The sequence below is a fragment of the Rheinheimera baltica genome, assembly GCF_030731985.1.
In the GTDB taxonomy this organism is placed as follows: Bacteria; Pseudomonadota; Gammaproteobacteria; order Enterobacterales; family Alteromonadaceae; genus Alishewanella; species Alishewanella baltica.
The window spans coordinates 125,400-147,706 of the sequence record NZ_JAPJDY010000007.1 but is presented as its reverse complement, the minus strand read 5'-3'; the positions used below and the strand labels follow the sequence as shown (position 1 = coordinate 147,706).

At 48.0% G+C, this 22,307-nt stretch carries 21 protein-coding genes and 2 pseudogenes; 14 read left to right on the top strand and 9 right to left on the bottom strand.

Going from position 1 to position 22,307, the window contains the following annotated elements:
- Positions 1-160 precede the first annotated feature (160 nt).
- From ORJ00_RS12960 to ORJ00_RS12935, 7 genes and pseudogenes are all read left to right on the top strand, one after another.
- On the top strand, positions 161-952 hold the full coding sequence (locus tag ORJ00_RS12960; RefSeq protein WP_306140061.1) for a putative porin: 792 nt from the start codon (positions 161-163) through the stop codon (positions 950-952).
- 157 nt (positions 953-1,109) lie between these two features.
- Positions 1,110-1,253: pseudogene (locus tag ORJ00_RS19020) on the top strand (antitoxin Xre-like helix-turn-helix domain-containing protein); the annotation flags it as partial.
- Positions 1,254-1,337: 84 nt separating this feature from the next.
- Positions 1,338-1,481, top strand: a pseudogene (locus ORJ00_RS19015) (MbcA/ParS/Xre antitoxin family protein); the annotation flags it as partial.
- A complete protein-coding gene (locus ORJ00_RS12950) occupies positions 1,478-2,224 on the top strand; it encodes an RES family NAD+ phosphorylase (RefSeq protein ID WP_306140060.1) in 747 nt (248 codons plus the stop codon). The pseudogene ORJ00_RS19015 and the gene ORJ00_RS12950, both read left to right, overlap by 4 nt.
- Positions 2,225-2,525: 301 nt before the next feature.
- Complete coding sequence (locus tag ORJ00_RS12945) at positions 2,526-2,753, top strand: helix-turn-helix domain-containing protein (protein WP_306140059.1); 228 nt, start codon at positions 2,526-2,528, stop codon at positions 2,751-2,753.
- On the top strand, positions 2,750-4,675 hold the full coding sequence (locus tag ORJ00_RS12940) for a DUF2075 domain-containing protein (RefSeq protein ID WP_306140058.1): 1,926 nt from the start codon (positions 2,750-2,752) through the stop codon (positions 4,673-4,675). Before ORJ00_RS12945 ends, ORJ00_RS12940 begins: the two co-directional genes overlap by 4 nt.
- A 367-nt stretch (positions 4,676-5,042) precedes the next feature.
- Positions 5,043-5,504, top strand: a complete 462-nt coding sequence (locus ORJ00_RS12935) for a methyltransferase family protein (protein ID WP_306140057.1) — start codon at positions 5,043-5,045, stop codon at positions 5,502-5,504.
- A 22-nt stretch (positions 5,505-5,526) separates the two neighbouring features.
- On the opposite strand, the gene uvrA is transcribed toward ORJ00_RS12935, so the two are convergent.
- Positions 5,527-8,349 (bottom strand): excinuclease ABC subunit UvrA, encoded by a 2,823-nt coding sequence (uvrA, locus tag ORJ00_RS12930; RefSeq protein WP_306140056.1) that lies wholly within the window; start codon positions 8,347-8,349, stop codon positions 5,527-5,529.
- A 127-nt stretch (positions 8,350-8,476) separates the two neighbouring features.
- The gene (locus ORJ00_RS12925; RefSeq protein WP_306140055.1) at positions 8,477-9,193 is read right to left on the bottom strand and encodes a PEP-CTERM sorting domain-containing protein; all 717 of its coding nucleotides are present in this window, start codon (positions 9,191-9,193) and stop codon (positions 8,477-8,479) included.
- A 396-nt stretch (positions 9,194-9,589) separates the two neighbouring features.
- On the opposite strand from ORJ00_RS12925, the gene ORJ00_RS12920 reads away from it, so the two are divergent.
- The 4 genes from ORJ00_RS12920 (at position 9,590) to ORJ00_RS12905 (ending at position 12,495) form a co-directional block, all read left to right on the top strand.
- Positions 9,590-10,951 (top strand): MFS transporter, encoded by a 1,362-nt coding sequence (locus ORJ00_RS12920; protein WP_306140053.1) that lies wholly within the window; start codon positions 9,590-9,592, stop codon positions 10,949-10,951.
- A gap of 20 nt (positions 10,952-10,971) precedes the next feature.
- On the top strand, positions 10,972-11,592 hold the full coding sequence (gene ssb, locus ORJ00_RS12915; RefSeq protein WP_027669459.1) for a single-stranded DNA-binding protein: 621 nt from the start codon (positions 10,972-10,974) through the stop codon (positions 11,590-11,592).
- Positions 11,593-11,850: 258 nt separating this feature from the next.
- Positions 11,851-12,114 carry a hypothetical protein gene (locus ORJ00_RS12910; protein ID WP_306140052.1) on the top strand — a complete coding sequence of 88 codons (264 nt, stop codon included), beginning with the start codon at positions 11,851-11,853 and terminating at the stop codon, positions 12,112-12,114.
- Positions 12,115-12,291: 177 nt separating this feature from the next.
- On the top strand, positions 12,292-12,495 hold the full coding sequence (locus tag ORJ00_RS12905; RefSeq protein ID WP_027669431.1) for a YgaP family membrane protein: 204 nt from the start codon (positions 12,292-12,294) through the stop codon (positions 12,493-12,495).
- A gap of 79 nt (positions 12,496-12,574) precedes the next feature.
- Here the strand turns inward: ORJ00_RS12905 and ORJ00_RS12900 are convergent, their stop codons facing one another.
- The 3 genes from ORJ00_RS12900 to ORJ00_RS12890 form a co-directional block, all read right to left on the bottom strand.
- The gene (locus tag ORJ00_RS12900; RefSeq protein ID WP_306140051.1) at positions 12,575-14,968 is read right to left on the bottom strand and encodes a heavy metal translocating P-type ATPase; all 2,394 of its coding nucleotides are present in this window, start codon (positions 14,966-14,968) and stop codon (positions 12,575-12,577) included.
- 181 nt (positions 14,969-15,149) lie between these two features.
- Entirely contained in the window at positions 15,150-16,016 is an 867-nt protein-coding gene (locus ORJ00_RS12895; protein ID WP_306140050.1) for an ADP-polyphosphate phosphotransferase, read from the bottom strand.
- The gene (locus tag ORJ00_RS12890) at positions 16,016-16,288 is read right to left on the bottom strand and encodes a hypothetical protein (protein ID WP_306140049.1); all 273 of its coding nucleotides are present in this window, start codon (positions 16,286-16,288) and stop codon (positions 16,016-16,018) included. The genes ORJ00_RS12895 and ORJ00_RS12890 overlap by 1 nt, the downstream gene beginning before the upstream one ends.
- 63 nt (positions 16,289-16,351) lie before the next feature.
- Between ORJ00_RS12890 and ORJ00_RS12885 the strand changes: the two genes are divergently transcribed.
- On the top strand, positions 16,352-16,915 hold the full coding sequence (locus ORJ00_RS12885) for a hypothetical protein (RefSeq protein WP_306126557.1): 564 nt from the start codon (positions 16,352-16,354) through the stop codon (positions 16,913-16,915).
- Between the two features lie 127 nt (positions 16,916-17,042).
- Here ORJ00_RS12885 and ORJ00_RS12880 read toward each other — a convergent pair whose 3' ends face one another.
- On the bottom strand, positions 17,043-17,510 hold the full coding sequence (locus tag ORJ00_RS12880; protein ID WP_306140048.1) for a DUF2059 domain-containing protein: 468 nt from the start codon (positions 17,508-17,510) through the stop codon (positions 17,043-17,045).
- 211 nt (positions 17,511-17,721) lie between these two features.
- Between ORJ00_RS12880 and ORJ00_RS12875 the strand changes: the two genes are divergently transcribed.
- Together ORJ00_RS12875 and ORJ00_RS12870 are read left to right on the top strand one after the other, a co-directional pair.
- On the top strand, positions 17,722-17,931 hold the full coding sequence (locus ORJ00_RS12875; RefSeq protein WP_306126558.1) for a phosphoketolase family protein: 210 nt from the start codon (positions 17,722-17,724) through the stop codon (positions 17,929-17,931).
- Positions 17,932-18,076: 145 nt separating this feature from the next.
- A complete protein-coding gene (locus ORJ00_RS12870; protein ID WP_305976910.1) occupies positions 18,077-19,096 on the top strand; it encodes an alpha/beta fold hydrolase in 1,020 nt (339 codons plus the stop codon).
- 29 nt (positions 19,097-19,125) lie between these two features.
- Here ORJ00_RS12870 and ORJ00_RS12865 read toward each other — a convergent pair whose 3' ends face one another.
- The 3 genes from ORJ00_RS12865 to ilvA all read right to left on the bottom strand — a co-directional run bounded on the left by ORJ00_RS12865 (position 19,126) and on the right by ilvA (position 21,881).
- Entirely contained in the window at positions 19,126-19,611 is a 486-nt protein-coding gene (locus ORJ00_RS12865; RefSeq protein ID WP_306126559.1) for a DUF2269 domain-containing protein, read from the bottom strand.
- Positions 19,595-20,245, bottom strand: a complete 651-nt coding sequence (locus tag ORJ00_RS12860) for a hypothetical protein (protein ID WP_306140047.1) — start codon at positions 20,243-20,245, stop codon at positions 19,595-19,597. Before ORJ00_RS12860 ends, ORJ00_RS12865 begins: the two co-directional genes overlap by 17 nt.
- 67 nt (positions 20,246-20,312) lie before the next feature.
- Positions 20,313-21,881 (bottom strand): threonine ammonia-lyase, biosynthetic, encoded by a 1,569-nt coding sequence (ilvA, locus tag ORJ00_RS12855; protein ID WP_306140046.1) that lies wholly within the window; start codon positions 21,879-21,881, stop codon positions 20,313-20,315.
- Between the last annotated feature and the right edge of the window lie 426 nt (positions 21,882-22,307).

Below are 22,307 nucleotides of genomic sequence, written 5' to 3'. Positions count from 1 at the left end.
CTGTCTGGCTGCGATGCTTACACTGCGTTATTGTAACTTAATTGTATTTAATTTGAGCGATTAGCTCTGTTTGCGCATCTTTTTGTACACTTAATGTTTACATTGTTTTTTCCCCTCTGTAAGATGCGCGCCGCTATCACCAACTTAGGGAAATTAAACAATGACGTTAAAGTACGTATTACCTGTTATCGCGCTGGCCGCATCTGCTGCTGTATCTGCTGAAGACTATCAAACTTTTGTTACTGTAGGCGCTGACCACTACCGAGTAAGTGGTGAAAGCGAATCTAACTGGGGTGTCAAAGGTCAGCATTACTTTAATAAAATCACCACGCTGGGTCCTTTAGACCAATTTGGTTACATTCTTGCTGAAACAAATGTTACTGCCGATTACTCACGTAGATTTGACAGCAATTTTTGGAGCGTCGGCGGAGAATATTTTGTAGAAAACGGTTTAATGTTATCTGCCAAACACCAGAGCGCAGGTGATTTTGATGCAACGACAGTAGGTATTGGTTATCTGGTATCGAAAGACTTACTGGTAAAAGTTGAAGCCATAAAGCCAGAAGACGGTGACACCGACTTTTTATTATCTGCCCGTTACAACCACCAACTGCAAGGTAATGACTATATTGGTTTTACTGCCTTCGCAGATGACGAGTTTGACTACTACGGCGTAACCAGCAAATATTTTAGCAGCCTGGGTGATGAGCGTTACCTTACTGCAGAAGTCACTGTAGAAAGAAGTGACGACGAAACATTGTGGGCTTTAGCGAGCAACTACTACTTCAGCAAAATGACGTCTGTTGGAGTAACTTACAATAAAGCCGACAGCTACAGCCTGACTGCTAAGCATTTCTTAACGCAAAACTGGGCTGTTGAAGCACGTTTTGCCAGCAACACTGATATTTCAGAGCTGAAAACATACAGCGTAGGCGTTACCGGCCAGTTCTAAGTTTCCTTGGTAGCTACACTAGTGCGTTTGGGGCAACCGTTGTTGCCCCTTTTTTATTGGTTTAAACCAGCAACCCACCTCGTTGTTAATATTTAAAATTGTCATATTTGCACATTTAGGCTATATTTTGTGCAAATGAAGCATCTTGAGGTGGTCAATGACAGCGCTATTGCAACCGGTTAGTACACCGGACGAAGTCCTTGCCAAGGCCGTGTTAAATGCGGCTGATCAATTGGGTTTGAAACAGGCTGAGCTTGCCGCAGTACTAGGCATACACCGCACGGCAGTAAGCCGCCTCAAGCAGGCATTGTCACTTGATCCCAAATCAAAGCAAGGTGAGTTAGCGCTATTACTTATTCGCATTGCCCGTGCGGTATATGCGCTAACGGGGGGCGATGCCGCCTGGATAAAACATTTTATGCATTCACCCAACCAACTTACCAGAGGCATACCGGCACAACAGGTACAAACGGTACACGGGCTAATGCAGGTACTGCACTTTGTTGACGCTATCAGAGGTAAGTTGTGATCTGGCAAGCTTGCCAGGGCGCACAGCATATCAAAGCCCTATCCGGCAGGCTGTTTCGTTTGGTAGAAAGCCAGGAGCACGCCGCGACGCTCAGTTTAGTCGACAACCTGGCCGAACAAGCTTTGCTGGAACAATTATTGGAAGACACCAAGCCAGCACTGCCACCTGCAGCAGAAAGCCTGCATTATTTGCTTAAAACACCGTTTCGTTATCCACCGCTAAAATGGGGTTCACGCTTTGGCGGCATAAACGAGCCCAGTATTTTCTACGGCGGTGGCTCTGTAACAGCGGCACTGGCAGAATCCGCTTACTATCGCTTAGTCTTTTGGCAATCTATCGCCGCGCCACCGGTTAAAGCTATGCTGCGTTCTGCGCATACTTTGTTTAGCGTCGCATATGGCACCAAACAAGGTATTTGCCTGCAACAGCCGCCGTTTAATGCATATCAGGCGGAGCTAACCAACAAAACTCATTACCAGCAAACCCAACAGCTGGGCAGCGCCATGCGCGCCGCCGGCGTTGAGCTATTTGAATATCAGTCTGCCCGTACAGCAACCAACCAGCACTGTGTCGGCCTGTTCACCCCAACCGCTTTTGCCACTTCCCAGCCTGAAAGCAGCAGCCAGTGGTTATGCGAACTAAGCGCACAGCAGGTGGTGTTTAAACAACACGGCGAAACGCAGTTACACGCTTTTAGCGCAGAACAGTTTTGGGTTGATGGTAGCTTGCCATTGCCTGCTTAAAAATATCTTTTACTTAAAGGATTAGGTCGCCAACTGCGGTCAAGTCGTACTTTAGTACGAAAGCCGTTATTGCTTCATATATCGTTAAATCCTCAAAATACGCGAGCCATTCGCTTTCTGAATAACCTGTATCGTTGAAGTTGATGCCGTATTGCTGCACAAGCTTTTCGCTAAGAATTTCAAAGTATTCATTTTTTTGCTTATGGAATTTCATTCACAACTCTAAGTGTGACTTATAGTCCGTAGCATTATAAGTCACATAATCTGACGATGTTACCTCTATAAGTTAACGGATAGAGTTATGCATCAAGATGCACTTCAGTTATTTGGCCTGCGGGTTAAGCAATTAAGGCTCGCGCGCAATATCAGTCAGGAAGAGCTCGGCGCGCTCTCAAATTTGGACCGTACTTATATTAGTGGTATCGAACGAGGTAAGCGTAATGTAGGCCTTAAAAATATTTTGCAAATTGCCAATGCGCTCAATGTTTCTGTTTCGGAGCTATTTAATATACCGGAATTAAATACATGAGCCGGGCATATTACAGTGCAGCTATCCAAACATTTCTTCAGACTGATGAGCTCTCAATTATCGGTGAATTAACTAAAGCACATGGTCAGGAATTACAGCATTCGCAAACAATGGCGTGGACTGAGCAAATACAATTTCTTCGAAAAGTTTTCGCTAACACGGGCCAAGACGGGGCTATTTTCTTTGAATTTATGATCCCTAGAATGGGACGCCGAGCAGATGTAATCATCCTGATTGGAGGTGTAATTTTCGTATTGGAATTTAAAATTGGTTCCGCATCTTATAATTATGCTGATCGCACGCAAACTGCTGGTTATGCCTTAGATTTAAAACACTTTCATGCTGGTAGCCATGATAAGTATCTCGTTCCTGTACTAATTTGTACAAAAGCACCAGAGCAAAACGCTATTTTGGAATTTAACCAAGAGCAAGTTGCAAATGTGCTATGTATGTCAGGTTTTAAATTAGCCGAGCTAATTAATCAGACTATAAATCAGTTATCACTGCCAGAGATTGACATAAAAGCATGGCTAGAAGCTTCATATAAACCAACGCCTACCATAGTTGAAGCTGCGCAAGCGTTATATTCCAATCACAATGTTGTCGATATTACCCGCTCTGAAGCAGGTAGCCAAAATATCGCTGAAACCAGTGTTCGGTTATTTAGCATTATTCATCAAGCTAGGCTGAACAAGCAGAAAGTTATCTGCTTTGTAACCGGGGTACCGGGCGCAGGGAAAACATTAGTCGGGTTGAATATTGCTAATCAGCATGCCAATAAAGATGATGACGAATACTCAGTATTTTTAAGCGGTAATGGTCCTCTTGTTACTGTATTACAGGAAGCGTTAGCACGAGATTTGCATTTAAAAGAAAGAGCCAGTGGTCGTGATGGCTTATCAAAACAAGAAGCTCGTAGAAGAGTAGAGAGCTTTATTCAGAACATTCATCGTTTTCGTGACGAATATCTACGAGACCAATCGAAGCCACCAGAGCACGTTGCAATATTTGATGAAGCGCAACGGGCATGGAATAAAGAGCAAACCGCCAAGTTCATGCAGAATAAACGCGGTATTTCTGATTTTACTATGTCTGAGCCTGAGTTTTTGGTTTCTGTGATGGATAGGCACGAAGATTGGGCTGTCATCATTGCGTTGGTTGGCGGCGGACAAGAAATAAACGTTGGTGAGGCTGGCATTAGCGGCTGGTTCAGTGCGATCCAACATACTTTTAAGCATTGGCAAGTGTACTGTTCTCCAAACTTGCTAACAGGTGAGTACATTAGAAATGGTATTGATGCCAACAGTATAAAAGATTTTGAGCAAGAGCCGAGTTTGCATCTTTCGATTTCCATGCGTTCCTTTCGTGCCGAGAAATTATCGTCCTTTGTGCATCACTTGATAGATGGCAATGCTATTGCAGCGGCACAAACTTATCGCTTTATTGAACAATATTTTCCAATTGCAATAACTCGCGACATTGCAAAAGCTAAGACTTGGATTAAACAAAAAACAGTCGCAAATCGCCGATGTGGGGTATTGGCTTCCTCTAACGCTATTCGACTAAAAGCAGAAGGTATTTTCGTAAAGAACACCATAGAGCCAGAAAATTGGTTTCTTGCTGAAGGTAATGATATTAGGTCTAGTAATTTCCTAGAAGATGCGGCAACCGAGTTCGATGTACAAGGGCTAGAGCTTGATTGGACTCTTGTTGCTTGGGATGCGGATTTGCGATTTGTTGATGACCAGTTTCAACACTGGCGTTTTTCGGGGTCGAAATGGCAGAAGCGTCACCTTTTTGAGCAGAAGCGTTACTTAGAAAATGCATATAGAGTTTTGTTAACACGAGCTCGCGAAGGCATGATCATTTTCATACCAACGGGAGACATAAATGACCAGACAAGGATCCCCAAAATTCTATGAGGGTACTTTCCAATTTTTATTGAGCTGTGGTTTACGAGAGGTATAAACGCAAGAGGTAGTATGTGCGTTAAAAGGTAAGAATAAGATGCCACCAGATCAACTTACCGCAGATATTTCACTTTGGTTTCGTAATGGAAAAAGTTTTGCTGCACTACCAGAGGCTTGATATTTAATGCTTTCTTCAGCAAGCACCGAATCACTCACACTTTTCTGCGCCTTGAAATGTAATACTCCACACTTTTATGCGCATAAAAATGTGAAAACCCAACACTTTTCTGCGCATAAAAGTGTAGTAACAAACAAACTTCCGTTACTAAATCACTGCAAGTAGTATGATACAACGAAGAAAAAAGCCTGGATGACTTATATGCAAACCCTGGAACTTAAAATCCCACCTGTTGTGCTGGTAGCGCTGTTTGCTTTAGCCATGTGGCTGGTATCTCAGCTGTTGCCAGCTTTGGCGTTACCCTTGCGCTGGCGGCTGGTATTGGCCGGCATTTTTTCCATTGCCGGTATAGCGGTAGCGCTGTCCGGCGTGTTGGCGTTTCGCCGGGCGAATACCACGGTAGACCCACGCGTACCGGAGCAAAGCTCTAGTCTGGTGATCCGTGGCATTTATCGCTATAGCCGTAACCCAATGTACGTTGGTTTTCTGTTGTTGCTTTTAGCCTGGGTTTGTTTCTTAATGAATATGGCGGCGCTTGCATTACTGCCGCTGTTTATTTGGTATATGAATAGGTTTCAGATAACGCCGGAAGAGCGCTTTTTGCTACAGAAGTTTGGCGCCGACTATCAGGCGTATATTAAGCAGGTACGGCGCTGGTTATAAGCGCCGCACACAGTTTAACCGACTAAGCCAGTAGCGGTTTTAAGTAATGCCCGGTGTAAGTTCGTTCGCAAGCAGCTACCTTCTCTGGTGTATTGGCAATCAGGATTTCACCGCCGCCGCTGCCGCCTTCGGGGCCTAAATCGATAATCCAGTCGGCGGTTTTAATCACATCCAGGTTATGTTCTATCACCACGACAGTGTTGCCGTGATCGCGCAGCCGGTGTAGTACGTTTAGCAATTGCTGAATGTCGTAAAAGTGCAGGCCGGTGGTGGGTTCGTCCAGAATATACAGCGTTTTACCGGTGTCGCGTTTGCTTAGCTCGCGGGCCAGTTTTACCCTTTGAGCTTCACCGCCGGATAGCGTGGTGGCAGACTGTCCCAGCTTGATATAGCTAAGGCCAACATCCATCAGCGTTTGCAGTTTACGGTTAATGGCCGGTATCGCTTCAAAATAGGCCAGTGCGTCTTCTACAGTCATATCCAGCACTTCGTGAATATTCTTACCTTTGTATTTTATCTCCAGCGTTTCGCGGTTATAGCGTTTACTTTTACACACATCGCATGGCACATACACGTCGGGTAAAAAGTGCATTTCTACTTTAATCAGGCCATCACCCTGACACGCTTCGCAGCGTCCGCCTTTAACGTTAAAGCTAAAGCGGCCAACCTGATACCCGCGCGAGCGCGATTCCTGGGTGCCGGCAAACAGTTCACGCACGGCAGTGAAAATGCCGGTATAGGTAGCGGCGTTAGAACGGGGGGTGCGGCCAATAGGGCTCTGGTCGATATCTATCACTTTATCAAAGTGATTTAAGCCTTTAATTTCGCGGTGTGCGGCTGGGTCGTTACCCTCGCCTTTATTTAATACGCGGTGCGCCACCCGAAACAAGGTGTCGTTAATTAAGGTCGATTTGCCCGAGCCCGACACGCCGGTGATGCAGGTCATTAACCCAAACGGAATAGCAATATCGACATTTTTTAAGTTATTACCCGTTGCGCCAATCACTTCCAGCCATTTTTTGCCCGGCTTGTGGCGTTTTTGCGGTACTTCAATTTTACGTGTGCCCGCCAGATACTGGCCGGTTAATGATTCTGGCGTTGCCATAACCTGCTCTAGCGTGCCTTGCGCCACGATATGGCCACCATGTACACCGGCACCGGGGCCAATATCAATAATATGATCGGCAATGCGCACGGCATCTTCATCGTGTTCTACCACAATAACGGTATTGCCTAAATCTCGCAGGTGAATAAGGGTACCCAGCAGGCGGTCGTTATCACGTTGGTGTAAGCCAATAGAGGGCTCATCCAGCACGTACATTACGCCAACCAAGCCCGCGCCAATTTGGCTGGCTAAGCGAATACGCTGGGCTTCACCGCCGGAAAGCGTTTCCGCGCTGCGCGATAAATTTAAATAATTAAGCCCAACGTTAACCAAAAAGCTGAGCCGGTCCTGAATTTCTTTTAACACCTTCTCGGCAATTTGCGCCCGTTGCCCGCTAAGGGCCAATTGCTGGAAAAACACCATACAATCGCCAATCGACAGCTCAACAATTTGCGGCAGGTTGGTTTGGCCAATAAAGACATGGCGAGCTTCTTCGCGTAAGCGTGTGCCGTTACAACTGGGGCAAGACTGATGCGCCAGATATTTGCTTAGCTCTTCACGTACACTGTTAGATTCGGTTTCGCGGTAGCGCCGTTCCATATTGGGCAAGATGCCTTCAAACGGATGGCTGCGCTGGACAATATCGCCACGGTCGTTTAAGTATTTAAAATCGATAACGGTATGGCCACTGCCACGTAAAATAGCGTCCTGTTGTTGCTTTGTCAGGCTGTTAAATGGCTCATCCAAAGCAAAGCCATAATGTTCGGCTAACGATTTTAGCATCTGAAAATAATAAAAATTACGCTTATCCCAGCCGCGAATAGCCCCGCCGGCCAGGCTAAGCTCGTCGCTAACAATGACTTTATTGGGATCGAAATACTGCTTTACGCCTAAGCCATCGCAGCTTGGGCAGGCGCCTGCCGGGTTGTTAAACGAAAACAAACGCGGTTCCAGCTCTATCATCGAATAGCCGCAGCTTGGGCAGGCAAAGTTGGCGGAAAACACCAGCTCTTCTGCACTGGGGTCGTCCATTAGTGCTACTTTAGCTACGCCACCAGACAGGCCAAGTGCTGTTTCAAACGATTCTGCCAGCCGGGTTTTCACGTCGTCACGTACTTTAATACGGTCGATAACCACTTCTATAGTGTGCTTTTTGTGTAAGTCCAGCGTTGGCGGATCAGATAAATCGCATACTTCGCCATCTATGCGGGCGCGGATATAGCCCTGGGCCGCTAAGCTCTCCAGCGTTTTAACGTGCTCGCCTTTGCGTTCCTGCACCACCGGTGCCAGTACCATCAGCTTGGTGCCTTCCGGGAAGGTGGTGACTTTATCAACCATTTCACTAATGGTTTGTGCCGCTAGCGGTAAATCATGGGTGGGGCAGCGAGGCTCGCCTACGCGGGCAAACAGCAGCCGCAGGTAGTCGTAAATTTCAGTAATGGTGCCCACGGTTGAGCGCGGGTTATGCGAGGTGGATTTTTGTTCAATTGAAATGGCCGGCGACAAGCCTTCGATATGGTCGACATCGGGCTTTTCCATCAAACTTAAAAACTGCCGCGCATAGGCGGAAAGCGACTCAACGTAGCGACGCTGGCCTTCGGCGTATAACGTATCAAATGCCAAAGACGACTTACCCGAGCCAGACAAGCCGGTGATCACAATGAGTTTGTCGCGCGGAATGGTTAGCGAAATGTTTTTAAGGTTGTGGGTGCGGGCACCCCGAATATCAATTTTATCCACAAGTAGGTTCCCCAAAAATATCGCCTTGATACGAGCGCTGCAGTATTGCAGATCTATCAGTAAAATTTAAGGGGAAGCCGAAAAATACTGTAAATAAATACACCTGTCGCCAGGCGCTACATTCAGGTTAGCGTAGGCGACGACGCAACGCCAAGCCAAATAAACCTAAGCTAAAAATGCCAAATGTAGCTGGCGCTGATACCGGCAGTGGTTCATTAAACGGCGTACCATTGTTGCCAGTAAAAATTAACTGGTTTTGCGAATACGCGTTCGTCATAACAAACATAGTGTGTTGGCTGGTAACATTGGCTAACTGATTTAACCAGCTGTTTGCCAGTGTCACACTAGTGCTTTGACGGTTAGCTTTAAAGTTACCTGATGCCAGCGACAAACCGGTAAAGTCAGTGCCGTTGAAGTCGTACACCAATTCCCACAATGCTAATTGGAAGGCGGCATCATTGCGCGCGGTGCCCGTTTGGCTGCCAAAGCCGGTATATAACCGGGTAATGGCATCGGCTTGCAGTGCACTAAACCACTGGTGGGCTGCTGTAATAGTGTATTGCATGGTTTGGCTTGTGTTCAGCATTTGTGAAAATTCAATACAAAACGCCAGTAAATCGCCGTCGAAGTTAAACGGTAACGGTGCGCTTGGATTACTGTGGCTAAATGAAATCATTCCAGCCATTACGGTGCTAGACCTACCCAGCAAAGAGGCTGAGATATTTTCTGAACCATTTTCCATGCCGTTGTAATGCACATCAATGGTTATCGGCGTCGCCTCGGCTGTTGTGGTAAAAAAGCCAACAACGAATAATGCTGCTGCAAAAATAAAAGCGTTTTTCATTTAAAATCCTTATAACTCATGATGACTAAGCTACAATCCTGTTGCTCATAATTCTGGGTGTGATGTAAGCCAGACACAGATCAAGAAATACACTGTTAATGGTTACTGCTAAAATAAGCAAAACAACGTGCTCAATTTTCGTGTCTTTAGCAAAAAGCATGCCTAAATTAATTATTGTTGTTTAACAGTGTTTTACTTGTGCCATGTTTTATGCTGATGCTGAACATGTAAAAAAAACTGACTATTTTTAGTACGCCTGGCTAGCGGTATCGCCAAGGCAAAGCGTCTGTTTGTTACAAAGTGAAACTTGAGCGGCGAAAACAACGTAAGTCAGCTTAAAGCGCGCGCGTAATGTGCTACACTTGCGCGCTTATTTCAGCGGTTAACTCTTACCTGATGCATCAACTGAATTCTATAGAAAAACGTGCCGCAATAGCGTTAGCATTGGTGTTTTCCAGCCGAATGCTGGGGCTGTTTATGCTGCTGCCGGTTTTTGCCTTGTATGGCAGCGACCTGGCTGGCTTTTCACCTATGTGGATAGGCCTGGCTATTGGTGCCTATGGCTTAACCCAGGCTATCTTACAAATTCCACTTGGCTGGCTGTCAGACCGCATTGGCCGGCATAAGGTGATGTTAGGCGGGCTTGCGGTATTTGCGTTGGGTTCGGTTGTGGCTGCATTGGCTGATTCTGTCTACATGGTTACCCTAGGGCGGGTGTTGCAGGGCGCTGGCGCGGTGGCGGGTGCCATATTGGCATTGGCCGCAGATTTAACCCGCGAAGAGCAGCGGCCCAAAGTCATGGCAATTATTGGTGCCAGTATAGGGTTAAGCTTCGCTGTTGCGATGGTGCTTGGGCCCTTGTTGGCTAAATTTGCCGGGTTAAGCGGTGTGTTTTGGGCAACCGCCGTGTTGGCGTGCAGCGCTATGCTTATCGTAGCCTTTATTGTACCTCGAACCGTTAGCAAGGCTCCGATGGCCGACACGCTGGCATTACCACAAAGCCTGGGAGCCATGCTCAAACACCGGCAGTTATTGCAATTGGATATCGGTGTTATGTTGCTGCATTTAATGCTAACCGCAATGTTTGTTGCCTTGCCAACTTTGTTGCAGTGCTATGGGCTGGCACCACTGAAACATTGGCAGTTTTATTTGCCTGTGTTGCTGGGGTCTTTTGTGCTGATGATACCCATGATGATCGTCGCCATGCGAAAAGCACAGGAAAAAGGCTTTTTTATGTTGGCCGTGGCGCTTTTAATAAGTGCAATGCTGCTATTAATGCTACCTGGTTTTGTTGCATTAAGTTGCGCTTTACTGCTGTTTTTTATTGGCTTTAATTTTTTAGAAGCCAGCTTGCCGGCACTGGTGTCGCGTATTGCTCCAGCCGGACAGCGTGGCAGCGCTATGGGCATTTATTCCAGTAGCCAATTTTTTGGTGCCTTTTTAGGCGGCGTGGTGGGCGGCGCGATAGTGCAACATTTTGGCTACCAAGCATTGTTTGCTGTGCTGGCAGTTATTGGTTTAATATGGTTGCTAGTTGCAAATACCCTTACTATTCCGCCGCGCGCGCAGCGCTTATCTTTGGCGGTATCGGTACACACTGAACTACAGGCTAATCAGTTAGCTAAACAATTAACGGCGTTAGCCGGGGTGCAGGAAGTAACATTGCTTCTGGCAGAGCAGCGCTGTTATCTGAAAGTCAGTTCAGCACATTTTGACACAGCGCAGGCGCAGGCTGTAATTGCCGCAGCCGGGGCTTAACATTTTTTAGGAGAATTCGCATGGCGCGTGGAGTTAACAAAGTCATCCTGATTGGTAATTTAGGTACCGATCCAGAGGTACGTTACATGCCGCAGGGCGGTGCTGTAGCCAATTTAACGGTTGCAACGTCAGAGAGCTGGACCGATAAAGCGACCAACGAGAAAAAAGAACAAACCGAATGGCACCGCGTGGTAATTTACCAACGTTTAGCCGAAATTGCTGGTGAATACCTGCGTAAAGGCAGCAAAGTTTATCTTGAAGGCAAATTAAAAACCCGCAAATGGCAAGATAAAGACGGTGTAGAGCGTTACACCACTGAAATTATTGCCAATGAATTGCAAATGCTGGACGGTCGTAACGAAAACCAGCAAGGCGGCGGTATGGGTGGCGGCCAGCAGGGTGGATATCAAAAACCTGCAGCGCAGCAAGGCGGTTACCAACAGCCAGCACAGCAAGCTGCGCCTGCCTATCAGCAGCAACCGCAACAAGGCGGTTACCAGCAAGCAGCACCGCAGCAGGGTGGCTATCAGCAGCGTCCGGCCGCACAGCCTCAGCAAGGTGGTTATCAACAACCTGCCCAGCCACAACAGCGCGCGCCAATGGAACCGCCAATCGACTTTGATGACGATATTCCGTTCTGACATTATCTGCCTGTGGCAATAACGTTAAGTGACTAACAAAACCCCTGTTTTCAGGGGTTTTTTTGTTGGTGCATGCTGCGGTTTTACACTATGTTCCCTTTTTTGGCTCAGCGTTTTTTCTCAGCCTGGTATATTGCGATGTAGGGGTAATATCCGGGGTAAGTGCGTTATCGCACATATTCGCCAGAGGGGATCTGTTAGCTTGGTTGTTAATGCCAAGCTCATTTACGTGTCTTGCATCCATTCTGAGTAACCAATATGAATAGCAGTGATGATAACCGTCGTGATGATAACAAAAGCGATGGTCATGGCACGGCTAACGCTGCCACTGATTTAGCCATTAATCCTTATTGGCCTAGCGCCCTGGTGGTGCCGGTGATAAAAAATAACCTACTGATTAAAAACCAGGTCGACGCGGTCCCTGATGTTACCCCTACATTTCCGCCTGCTGGCGGCATTTTACGTAAGATGAGTAAGGCGCTAACACGCACGTTGAAACGCGCCGGGCGCATAGCAAAGTAACCTACCTTACGAACTATCTTGTTTTGCGATAATGCGGCAGCCGTGAGGTGGCGCTGTGTGTTGCGGCCTATGAGCAACTGCATGCTGAAGGGATCCGCGCGCGGGTGATTAGCAAGCCATCGTTAGTAGCAGGGGCATGACATTGTCAGTCTGTTTTTTATTAAACCGGTGCTTATTATGAATATTGATCGTTGGGTTATCCGTTTTGCGGGTGCAGTAGTCGTAGCCAGTTTATTGCTGTCTCAACTGCACAGTGTGTATTGGTTGTGGGTAACGGCGTTTGTTGGGCTTAACTTGCTGCAGTCGTCATTTACCGGCTTTTGCCCCATGGCCATGCTGTTGAAAAAAATGGGCGGGCAGGCTAAACCGGCATTTGAGTAAATCAGCCCTTAGCGCCTGATGCCATTTGTCAGCCGCATTTGCCGCAGCATCGCCGAGGGTTAATAAGCTGGCCATACCGTTACTCCTGCATTTTCCAGCGTTGTAATAACAAGGCGTTACTGACCACAATTAAACTGCTGCTGGCCATCGCTGCGCCGGCAATAATCGGGTTTAAATAACCCAGCGCGGCCAGTGGGATGCCCACGGTGTTAAAAATAAACGCCCAAAACAAGTTTTGCTGAATTTTTCGGTAGGTTTTACCGGCAATCGTCAGCGCTGCGCCCACCAGTGCGGGTTCACCGCGCATTAAGGTGATGGCCGCCGCACTGACGGCGACTTCAGTACCTGTTGCCATCGCTATACCTAAATCTGATTGCGCCAGCGCCGGGGCGTCGTTAATGCCATCGCCCACCATGGCAACCTGATGGCCGTCTTTTTGGCACTGCTTAATAAAGCTGGCTTTGTCTTCTGGTAGAACTTCGGCCTGATAATTATCCAGCTTCAGTTCAGCGGCAACCCCTTCGGCACTGGCTTTGCTATCGCCGGTCAGCATCGCTACTTTAATGCCTTGCTGCTGCAGTTGCGCCACCGCTTTTTTGGCATGCGGTTTTAAGGTGTCGCTAAAGCACAGCAAGCCGAGCAGCTCTGGTTTTTGCTCTGGTTTTAGTTCGGGGTTATCGGCCGGTGCTTTTGCCAGCCACGACACAGAGGCCCCTTTGGCGTTGATAAGGTCAACCGGCAGCTCAAGCCCCAGCTCGCGCATCCAATGGCTACTACCTAGCATCAACTGGGTACCATCCACTTTTGCTTTAACGCCTTTACCGGCGACCACTGAAAAGTCACGCGTATCGACAGCAGAAACATTATCCTGCTCAGCCTTGACCAGCACGGCTTTGGCCAGTGGATGCTCGCTATGTTGTTGTAACGATACGGCCAGGGTGAGTAGTTCGGTTTCGCTGCCAGTTATTGCAGTAAACTGCACCAGTTCAGGCTTGCCTTCGGTTAAGGTGCCGGTTTTGTCAAATACCACATAATCTATTTTTGTGGCTTGCTCCAGTGCGATCGCATCTTTTACCAGTATGCCGTGGCGGGCGGCGGTGCCAGTACCAGCCATAATTGCTGCCGGTGTTGCCAGGCCTAAAGCGCATGGGCAGGCAATAACTAACACCGCAACGGCATTTAAAATGCCCTGTGCCCAGTTACCTGTGCTAAAGCCCCAGCCTAATAGCGTTACCAGCGCGACCAGCAGTACCACCGGCACAAAAATGGCGCTAATTTTATCAACCAGTGCCTGCACTGGTGCTTTGGCGCCTTGCGCCTGCTCTACCAGGTTAATAATTTTCGCCAGTGTTGATTCCGCACCCACGCTGGTGGCGCGCAGTTCCAACACGCCATCGAGGTTTATGGCACCGCCAACCACTTTGTCGCCGCTGCTTTTGTGCAGTGGTAAGCTCTCGCCACTGATCAGCGCTTCGTCAACACTGCTATCGCCGCTAAGCACTTCGCCATCGATAGCAATGCGCTCGCCCGGTTTCACCTGCACGATTTCGCCACTTTGTATCGATGCTGCGGCAACCATTTGCCATGTGTCGTCACGCTTTACTCTGGCTTCAGTCGGTTTAAGGTTTTCCAGCGCCCGCAGTGCATCGGTGGTGCGCCGCTTGGCGCGGTGTTCAAGCCACTTACCCAGTATTACCAGTGTCAGTACTGCAGCACTGCTTTCAAAATACAGAGGCGCCGCGCCATGCTGGCCATCGAACGTTAACCACAAATAAAGTGATAAGCCGTAGGCTGCGCTGGTGCCCAGCGCAACCAGCAAGTCCATGTTGCCGGTGCCGGCTTTTAATGCACCCCAGCCGCCTTTGTAAAAACGTGCACCAAAGTAAAACTGCACCGGCGTAGCCAGCATCCATTGCCACAGAGCGGGTAACATCCAGTCCACGCCAAATAGCATACCCAGCATTGGCAGGATCAGCGGAAGTGTCAGCACGGCAGAGCCCAATACCGGAAACCAGGGCTGGCGATAAAATGGCAGAGTGTCTGCTTTTGCTGAATTATCTGTCTGATCTTTTTCAACCAACGTATAGCCAGACCCTACCAGTGCTTGTTGTAATTGCTCCGTGTTCACGGCATCAAGCAGTGTTAAGCTTACTTGCTCTGTTGCCAGGTTCACCTGTGCGTTTACTACGCCTTGCACCTTGAGTAGCGCTTTTTCCACCCTGCCGGCGCAAGAAGCGCAGGTCATGCCGGTAACGCCATACTGCTGCTGGCGCTGCTTTAACTGAAATCCGGCGTTGGTGATGGCATTGGCCAGTGCGGAAACACTGGCGGTACCGCTAACAGTGGCGGTTTCATTGGCTAAATTAACGCTGGCGCTGCTGACACCGTCAACCTGCTTTAGTGCTTTTTCAATACGGCCAACGCAGGACGCGCAGCTCATGCCTTTAATGTGCAGTTGTACGGAATCACTCATTGTTCAACCCTCGTTTCTCTTCAGTAACGTAGCACAAGGTTAAAGCTTACCACGATGGTAAGGTCAACTACTGCGGTGCAGCTTTATTACAAAGCACTTTGCTTAGCGATGCACACAGTACTGCTTTGAAAGCCAGACTGAGTTGTGCGATAGAAAATAAGTGATTAAATGCTGCTCCGGTTTATTCGAGCTGCTCGCGCAGTTTTAGCAATTCCTTACGCCGAGCCGCGCTAACTTTGGGGTAGCTCATATTCAGATTGTTTAGCGAGTCGACGATAATCTGCGAGATAATCAACCGGGCATTTTTTTTATCATCGGCCGGAATAACAAACCAGGGTGACTGTTCAGTGCTGGTGGCACTAAGGCAGGCCTGATATGCACGCATATAGTCGTCCCAGTGCGCGCGATCTTTGATATCAGCCGTGCTGAACTTCCAATTTTTCTCCGGCTCATCGATGCGTGCAAGAAACCGTTGGCGCTGTTCTTCCTTAGACAGGTGCAGGAAAAACTTAATCACCCGCGTGCCATTAGTGTGCAGATGCGCTTCCAGATCTGTGATCGACTTGAAGCGTTCTTCCCAGATAGGATGCCCGGCGATGGCATCGGCGGAAAACCCCTGCGCCTTCAACAACGGTGGGTGAACCCGAACTACCAATACTTCTTCGTAGTAAGAGCGATTAAATATGCCGATGCGTCCGCGCTCTGGCAGGCGCTTGGTGGTGCGCCAGAGGAAATCGTGTTCCAGCTCTTCGGTGCTGGGTTGTTTAAAGCTAAATACCTGGCAGCCCTGTGGATTTACACCTGACATCACATGGCGAATTGCCCCGTCTTTCCCTGCCGTGTCCATGCCCTGAAAAATTAATAGTAAAGCGTGCTTGTTAGACGCATAGTGCAGCCGTTGCAACTCACTTAGTTCGTCAACTTGCGCCTGTAGCATTTTTTTGTAGGCTTTTTTCGAGTCATAAGCTGGCTCAACAAGGGTGGGGCGTTGCGAAAGGTCAACGGGTTCGTTGGGTGGTACGCGGTAGTCATCTGGAGTTATTTTCATTATTTCTCCATGGTGTGCTGGTGAACTCCAGCCTCAGGTAACGGGGGTAACACTGTAAAGAGTATAGAGCAGATGTGTTTTTCACCCTGCTCTTTTGCATACCTTAAGCACATGCGGATGTACTTTGATGGGGGTAACTCTGGTTTTTGAACTATGGTTTTGAACTCTGGTTTTGAACTATGGCTTTGAGCAATGGCTTTCCTGATGATATTAGTACAGGTTAAAATCAGGCTCTGTGCGCTATCAAACGTAGGCTGGTTTTTCTCTTTCATCAAACATACCTTTCGGTTAATATCCGCGCCATTTTGTATTTTTTGTTAACTAAGAGTATGTACATGTGCAGATTAGTTGTAGCAGGGTTGGCTTTGATGGGTGCCCTGTTTGTACCTGCAGCGCAGGCAGAGTTTGGCGATAGCCAGAAAGTTATTTCAGTATTTAGTGAAGTTGGTGATAAAGCAAAAACCAGCGGTTTTTCGCTTGGTCTGCGTAATGTTGATCGCACAGACTTTTACATGCAGTTAGGCTTAAGTTATCAGCGAATAACGTTAAAGCAGCAACCGGCTGACTATAATGATGGTCGCATAAGACCGCTGTTTTTATACGGTCGGCTGGGCATGGACTGGCGGCTGAGCCCATATTTTCAAGCTGGATTTGATTTAAATGGTAGTTTGATAGAGTGGGTAGACAGTAGTAATGACATTTGTTGTCATGCCATGGTTAGAACCGGGCTTGAGCTTAAAGTGCACGACAACATTCGGTTAGACATATACGGCAATTGGTACAATTTGCAATACCGCAGCTATCAGCAGCAATCAAACCCATTTGACTATCAAGACAATGGTGATAACCAGCGTTTTAGTCGCACTACAGTGGGCGCCCAGTTGTCGCTGGTTTTCTGATAATCAGTATCAATTTGTACTGGCTAGGCGCACAAGTCTTATTAGTGCGCTGTGTTTAATCGACGCTTATCCCACTGCGTAACTTGGCTGCCGTGCTTTTAGATACGGCAGCCCTTTCCGCTTTGGTTTATTGTTGCTGTAGTGCCTTAATACGTTCGGCTTCGGCTTTTATCATCGCTTGCAGCTCACCAATATTTTGCTGTACACGTGCAGCGCCAATTTGCGCCCCTTGAGCCATTAGTGTAGGCATTTGTTGAATGGTTTTTTTGCCTACGTCTGTAGCATAAAAGTTATTGAGTTCACGTAGTTCCACAGCGGTAAAAGCGTCGGCATAAATTCTCAACATATCCGGCTTTAAGCTTTCATAGCTCATATGCTTAGCAAAAAAGGCCATCATCACATCTTTATACGGTGCTAATGCCTGATTTTGTTGCAACTGAATATCGATCATTTGTGACATGGATTGCTGCAAAGCATTTTCCATACCCATGATGTTTAATAATTTTTCGGCCTCTTTTTCAGCTGCTGGGTCCGCTATAGACATAGTCGAAACGCTAAGACAAAGCAATATGAGGCTAATTTTGATTAATTTCATTTCTTTTCCGGGAGTGAGTTAAAGGTCCGTTGCACTGTAGTCGTTTGCGTGTAATTTATTACATCGCCCCTACCTTGAGGCAGCTAGCAGCGGCAACGTGCGTTATTTTACACTAGCAATACGTAGCGTTGTAAATTTAATGTAGAGAATATAGCTCCAGCGTTGCGCGTCTATCTTAGATGCTTACACAAAACCTCGACAATACCATTAAATGCAGAGTAAAAAGCGCTGCAACTTTATTCGAGATCTTGACCGCTTCCATCTGGTGATGGACATCATTGATCGCCTGCCGCAGACCGGCGAAACAGGCCAGGCGCTAAAGCGCCAACTCAGCGATAAATTGCTTGAGCACAAAAGTTACATTAACCAACACAGCCAGGATATGCCGGAAATTCGTAACTGGCGCTGGCAACCGCACTGACGGTAACTTCAGTAGCGATTGCCCTTGGCCTGGAGCAAGGGAAGATATTGTTGTCATCGATTTTGACCTAACGGCCCCACTTTGTCGTATTGATATTAAATAAGGTAAAGTATTGGTTTGTGTCGTTAACAATTAACGGAAGGTGATGGTGAAATTTCTCAGTTTAGTGCTCTGCGTTTTCCTGCTATTAATAACCGCTCAAGCAACAGCGGCTAACGAAGATCCGGCCTATGGCCCGCGGCTTGAAGGTTTTACATACCCTTACCCGGTGCAATATTTTGCGTTTGAAAGCCAGCAGCAGTCCTTGGAAATGGCCTATATGGATGTTGCTGCTGCGCCTCATAACGCTAATGGCAAAACCATTGTATTAATGCATGGCAAAAATTTTTGCGCCGCAACGTGGGAAGGCAGTATCAGCGCCCTGACAAGCGCAGGTTATCGTGTTATTGCGCCTGACCAGATCGGCTTTTGTAAATCAACTAAACCACAACAGTACCAGTTTAGTTTTCAGCAATTAGCGGCTAATACCAAGGCGCTGCTGGAAAAGCTGAACATTGCTAATGTTAGCGTAATGGGGCACTCAATGGGTGGCATGCTGGCAACGCGTTTTGCCTTGCAATACCCCAATAATACTGTAGCACTGGCGATGGTAAACCCTATTGGCCTGGAAGACTGGAAAGCGCTGGGTGTACCTTACCGGTCAATTGATCAGTGGTATCAACGTGCACTTAACACGTCGGCGGATGGTATTCGTAATTACCAACGCAACACCTATTATGCCGGGCAGTGGCGTGACGATTTTGAGCCCTGGGTACAAATGCAAGCCGGTATGTACCGTGGTGATGGCCGTGAACAGGTAGCATGGCAATCGGCGTTAACGTCCGATATGATTTTTACGCAACCCGTGGTGTATGAATTTAGTAAGTTAAGCATGCCCGTTATATTGTTGATAGGCGATAAAGACAATACCGCTATTGGCAAAGACGCTGCCCCGCAAGCCTTGCGTGCAACCTTGGGTAACTATGCTAAACTCGGGCCCGCCGCGGCCTCTGCAATACCCAATGCTACGTTAATCCGTTTTGCTGATCTTGGCCACTCGCCGCAAATTCAGGCACCTGAGCGGTTTCACCAAGCACTGTTGCAAGCTTTAGCTGCGGCTAAGTAGCAGTATACCTGGTGAGTATGTGCTGGGTTTTACCATAAGGTTTGCTTGGATACGGCCAGCCACATAATTACTAACACGGTAACCGGCAAGGTTATTAATGCCAGGTTGGTAAAGCCTTTGTGGTAGAAGCTAATCATCGCCTGTTCGCGCTGACTAAGTTCAGCGCCTGCACTGCGTTTCTCGGTGAGTTTCTTTACCTTCCAGTTACCCAGCCAAATATCGACAATTTCCAGTGGCACGATGAGCAGCATGACTAACCATAGCTTTTGCTGCAACCACGGCATGGCAATAAAGCCGTAGTGAAATGCCATAGTGGCACCGCTTAGCAGTAAGGTACAAAGCGCAATATGCTCTAGTGTAATCGTCCAGAAAAACACCCGATAAACCTTCGCTGTCGCGGGCGATAATTCACCTTCATGCTGCTGCATGTAGCGCAGAACCAGCCAGGATCCAATAGCCGGGCCTAACCACATAATCAACGAGCCTAAATGCACTACTTTAAGTGCGGCGTACATTGCTCGCTCCCCATAGCTTCCAGGCAATTAATACAAACCACGCGGTACTTAATACCATGCTGGCAGCAGTAAAATACTCTGCCAATGTTAATTGCTGTAGCGCAATGGCAACAGATAACCCCAGCCCCAGTATCCAGGCTAGAATGCCAGGAGACAGCCACAGCTTAAGTGCCGGTTGCTGTTTAAGTAGCACCAGCGTTAACACCATCCCGCCAAGGTTATACAAACCATTGCCAAGGAAACCGGTTAAGTGCATCGCCAGGTTGTCGATAAATTGCAGTAAAGCGATATTGGCAATAGATATTTGTGGCATCACAAAGGCGAACAGGGTTTCGGCCATTAAATCCGGTGCCATGCCTAAGGCAACCAGTAGCACGCCATACTGTCGGGCTGCACCGTGGGGAAGCTCGGTTGATAACATCACCGCAAAAGCCAGCAAGCTAAGTGCAGCTACCATCCAGCTAAGCCAGCCCCATTGCCACAGTGTAAGGTTAGCGTTGATGTATGCCATGCGGGTAACCAGGTCATCAGCCACAGGTAAGCCAGGCCGCATTGGGCCGTTCATCATTAAGCAGGCAACAAAAATCAGCAATGCAATCAGTAAAGTAGTGTAAAAGTAATAGGGCTTTGGCATTGTTCTAATCCACAACAGACAAGGTGTTATCTTACCTGCTATGGCATAAAAGTAACAATTATGTTGCTTAACCCGAGGTTAAAAATGTCTGGTAGCTGCGGTTATTGCTCACCTGCTGATACTGATAACCCAGTTTGTCTAAATAAGCAGCAATGTCGTCGTGGCTGGAGGCTTCAAAGCCAGCCAGTACATCGCCGGTGGCGGCACCATGGTTACGGTAATGAAACAGCGTAATATTCCAGTGCTCGCCCAGGGTATTTAAAAAATTCATTAAGGCGCCCGGATATTCCGGAAAGTTAAACTGATACACCTGTTCTTGTAGCGCACGGGGTGGCATACCACCGACCATATGGCGTACGTGCAGTTTGGCCAGTTCGTCATCAGACAAGTCCTGATATTCATAGCCGGCATCAGTAAGCAATTTGGTGACGGTGTTTAGTTCCTGCCGTCCGTGCCGCAGTTTAATGCCGACAAAAATGTGTGCTTTATTGTCGCTGGCGTAACGGTAGTTAAATTCGGTAATGGCGCGGCCACCCAGCGTTTGGCAAAAGCGGCGGAAACTGCCTTTTTCTTCCGGTATGGTAACAGCAAATACCGCTTCTTTTTTCTCGCCCAGTTCGCAGCGTTCCGACACATAGCGCAGCGTATCAAAGTTTAAATTGGCACCGCTTAGCACCGCTGCAAGCTGTTGTGGTTTGCTTAGCGTGCTGTTTTTTAGTTGCTGGCTGTATTTTTTAAGCCCAGCCAGTGCCAGTGCGCCAGCAGGTTCGGCCACGGCACGTAAATCGTCGAAAATATCTTTAATCGCAGCACATATTTCATCACTGGTTACGGTAACCACTTCATCGCAAAAGCGTTTAGCCAGGTTAAAGTTCTCTGTTCCAATACGCTTTACGGCAACACCGTCGGCAAATAACCCCACGCGCTCCAGCGTAACCGGCTCGCCTGCGGCCATGGCGGCTTTTAAACAAGCCGCGTCTTCTGGCTCAACACCGATAACCCGCACATTGGGCTGAATGGCTTTAATGTACACCGCCATACCGGCCAGAATGCCGCCACCGCCTACGGGAATAAACACGGTATCTAAGTGGTTATGTTGGCTTAATAGCTCTTTGGCTACAGTACCCTGGCCGGCAATCACATCGGCATCGTCAAAGGGGGGGATGTAAATAGCGCCTTCGTTCTTGGCCAAATTAATAGCGTAACTGTTGGCTTCGTCAAACGCGGTGCCGTGTAGCACCACGTTACCGCCCAATGCCTTTACCGCCGCGACCTTTATTTCTGGCGTAGTAATGGGCATAACGATGGTGGCGTTGATACCCAGTTTGCTGGCCGACAACGCCACGCCTTGGGCATGGTTGCCAGCTGACGCGCATACCACGCTGGCATCGGGGCTCTGTAGTTTTACTTTGTGTAATTTATGAAAAGCACCACGCAATTTAAACGAGTACACCGGCTGTTTATCTTCGCGCTTTAACAGCACATTGTGGCCCAGGCGCTGGCTTAGTTTGGTCATGGCATCCAGAGGGGTTTCTACCGCTGCCTGATATACCGGCGACAGCAGAATTTCTCGCAGATACTGCTGCATTAGATCGGTATCTGTCAGCATTGTCGTGACTGTTGCCAGGTTGCTCATTGTTGCTCCACTGCTTTTTATGCTTGTGCCAACCGACACGTTTAAATTTCAAGCGAAGACAGGTGGCGACTAAGCGGGGCCTCTCCAGCAGGGAGGCTGGAGAAGAGTTTACATGGACGTATTTACAACGTCCCCGCGTGTTGTTGCCTGTCGTAGGCTAAGGCTCAGATTTAAACTCAGCGCCAAGGAAATACTTTCTTCGCCGCCTTCAAGGAGCACATCCCTGTGCCCTTTCAGCCTGTGCGGCATCCCTGCCGCTGCTGCGAAAGTACACCTGTCCCTTCGTCTTAAGTTATGCTGCTTGTGCCAGTCGACACACTTAAGTTTCAAGCGAAGACAGGTGACAACAAAGCGGGGCCTCTCCAGCAGGGAGGCTGGAGAAGAGTTTACATGGACGTATTTACAACGTCCCCGCGTGTTGTTGCC

Coding starts and splice junctions, on each gene's coding strand:
- ORJ00_RS12940 (WP_306140058.1), top strand. CDS start 2,750: ATGAGCCGGGCATATTACAGTGCAGCTATCCAAACATTTCTTCAGACT.
- ORJ00_RS12895 (WP_306140050.1), bottom strand. CDS start 16,016: ATGAAAATAACTCCAGATGACTACCGCGTACCACCCAACGAACCCGTT.
- ORJ00_RS12905 (WP_027669431.1), top strand. CDS start 12,292: ATGAATATTGATCGTTGGGTTATCCGTTTTGCGGGTGCAGTAGTCGTA.
- ORJ00_RS12920 (WP_306140053.1), top strand. CDS start 9,590: ATGCATCAACTGAATTCTATAGAAAAACGTGCCGCAATAGCGTTAGCA.
- ORJ00_RS12935 (WP_306140057.1), top strand. CDS start 5,043: ATGCAAACCCTGGAACTTAAAATCCCACCTGTTGTGCTGGTAGCGCTG.
- ORJ00_RS12900 (WP_306140051.1), bottom strand. CDS start 14,968: ATGAGTGATTCCGTACAACTGCACATTAAAGGCATGAGCTGCGCGTCC.
- ORJ00_RS12865 (WP_306126559.1), bottom strand. CDS start 19,611: ATGTACGCCGCACTTAAAGTAGTGCATTTAGGCTCGTTGATTATGTGG.
- ORJ00_RS12880 (WP_306140048.1), bottom strand. CDS start 17,510: ATGAAATTAATCAAAATTAGCCTCATATTGCTTTGTCTTAGCGTTTCG.
- ORJ00_RS12960 (WP_306140061.1), top strand. CDS start 161: ATGACGTTAAAGTACGTATTACCTGTTATCGCGCTGGCCGCATCTGCT.
- ORJ00_RS12925 (WP_306140055.1), bottom strand. CDS start 9,193: ATGAAAAACGCTTTTATTTTTGCAGCAGCATTATTCGTTGTTGGCTTT.
- ssb (WP_027669459.1), top strand. CDS start 10,972: ATGGCGCGTGGAGTTAACAAAGTCATCCTGATTGGTAATTTAGGTACC.
- ORJ00_RS12875 (WP_306126558.1), top strand. CDS start 17,722: ATGCAGAGTAAAAAGCGCTGCAACTTTATTCGAGATCTTGACCGCTTC.
- ORJ00_RS12945 (WP_306140059.1), top strand. CDS start 2,526: ATGCATCAAGATGCACTTCAGTTATTTGGCCTGCGGGTTAAGCAATTA.
- ORJ00_RS12890 (WP_306140049.1), bottom strand. CDS start 16,288: ATGAAAGAGAAAAACCAGCCTACGTTTGATAGCGCACAGAGCCTGATT.
- ORJ00_RS12860 (WP_306140047.1), bottom strand. CDS start 20,245: ATGCCAAAGCCCTATTACTTTTACACTACTTTACTGATTGCATTGCTG.
- ORJ00_RS12885 (WP_306126557.1), top strand. CDS start 16,352: ATGTGCAGATTAGTTGTAGCAGGGTTGGCTTTGATGGGTGCCCTGTTT.
- ORJ00_RS12910 (WP_306140052.1), top strand. CDS start 11,851: ATGAATAGCAGTGATGATAACCGTCGTGATGATAACAAAAGCGATGGT.
- ORJ00_RS12870 (WP_305976910.1), top strand. CDS start 18,077: ATGGTGAAATTTCTCAGTTTAGTGCTCTGCGTTTTCCTGCTATTAATA.
- ilvA (WP_306140046.1), bottom strand. CDS start 21,881: ATGAGCAACCTGGCAACAGTCACGACAATGCTGACAGATACCGATCTA.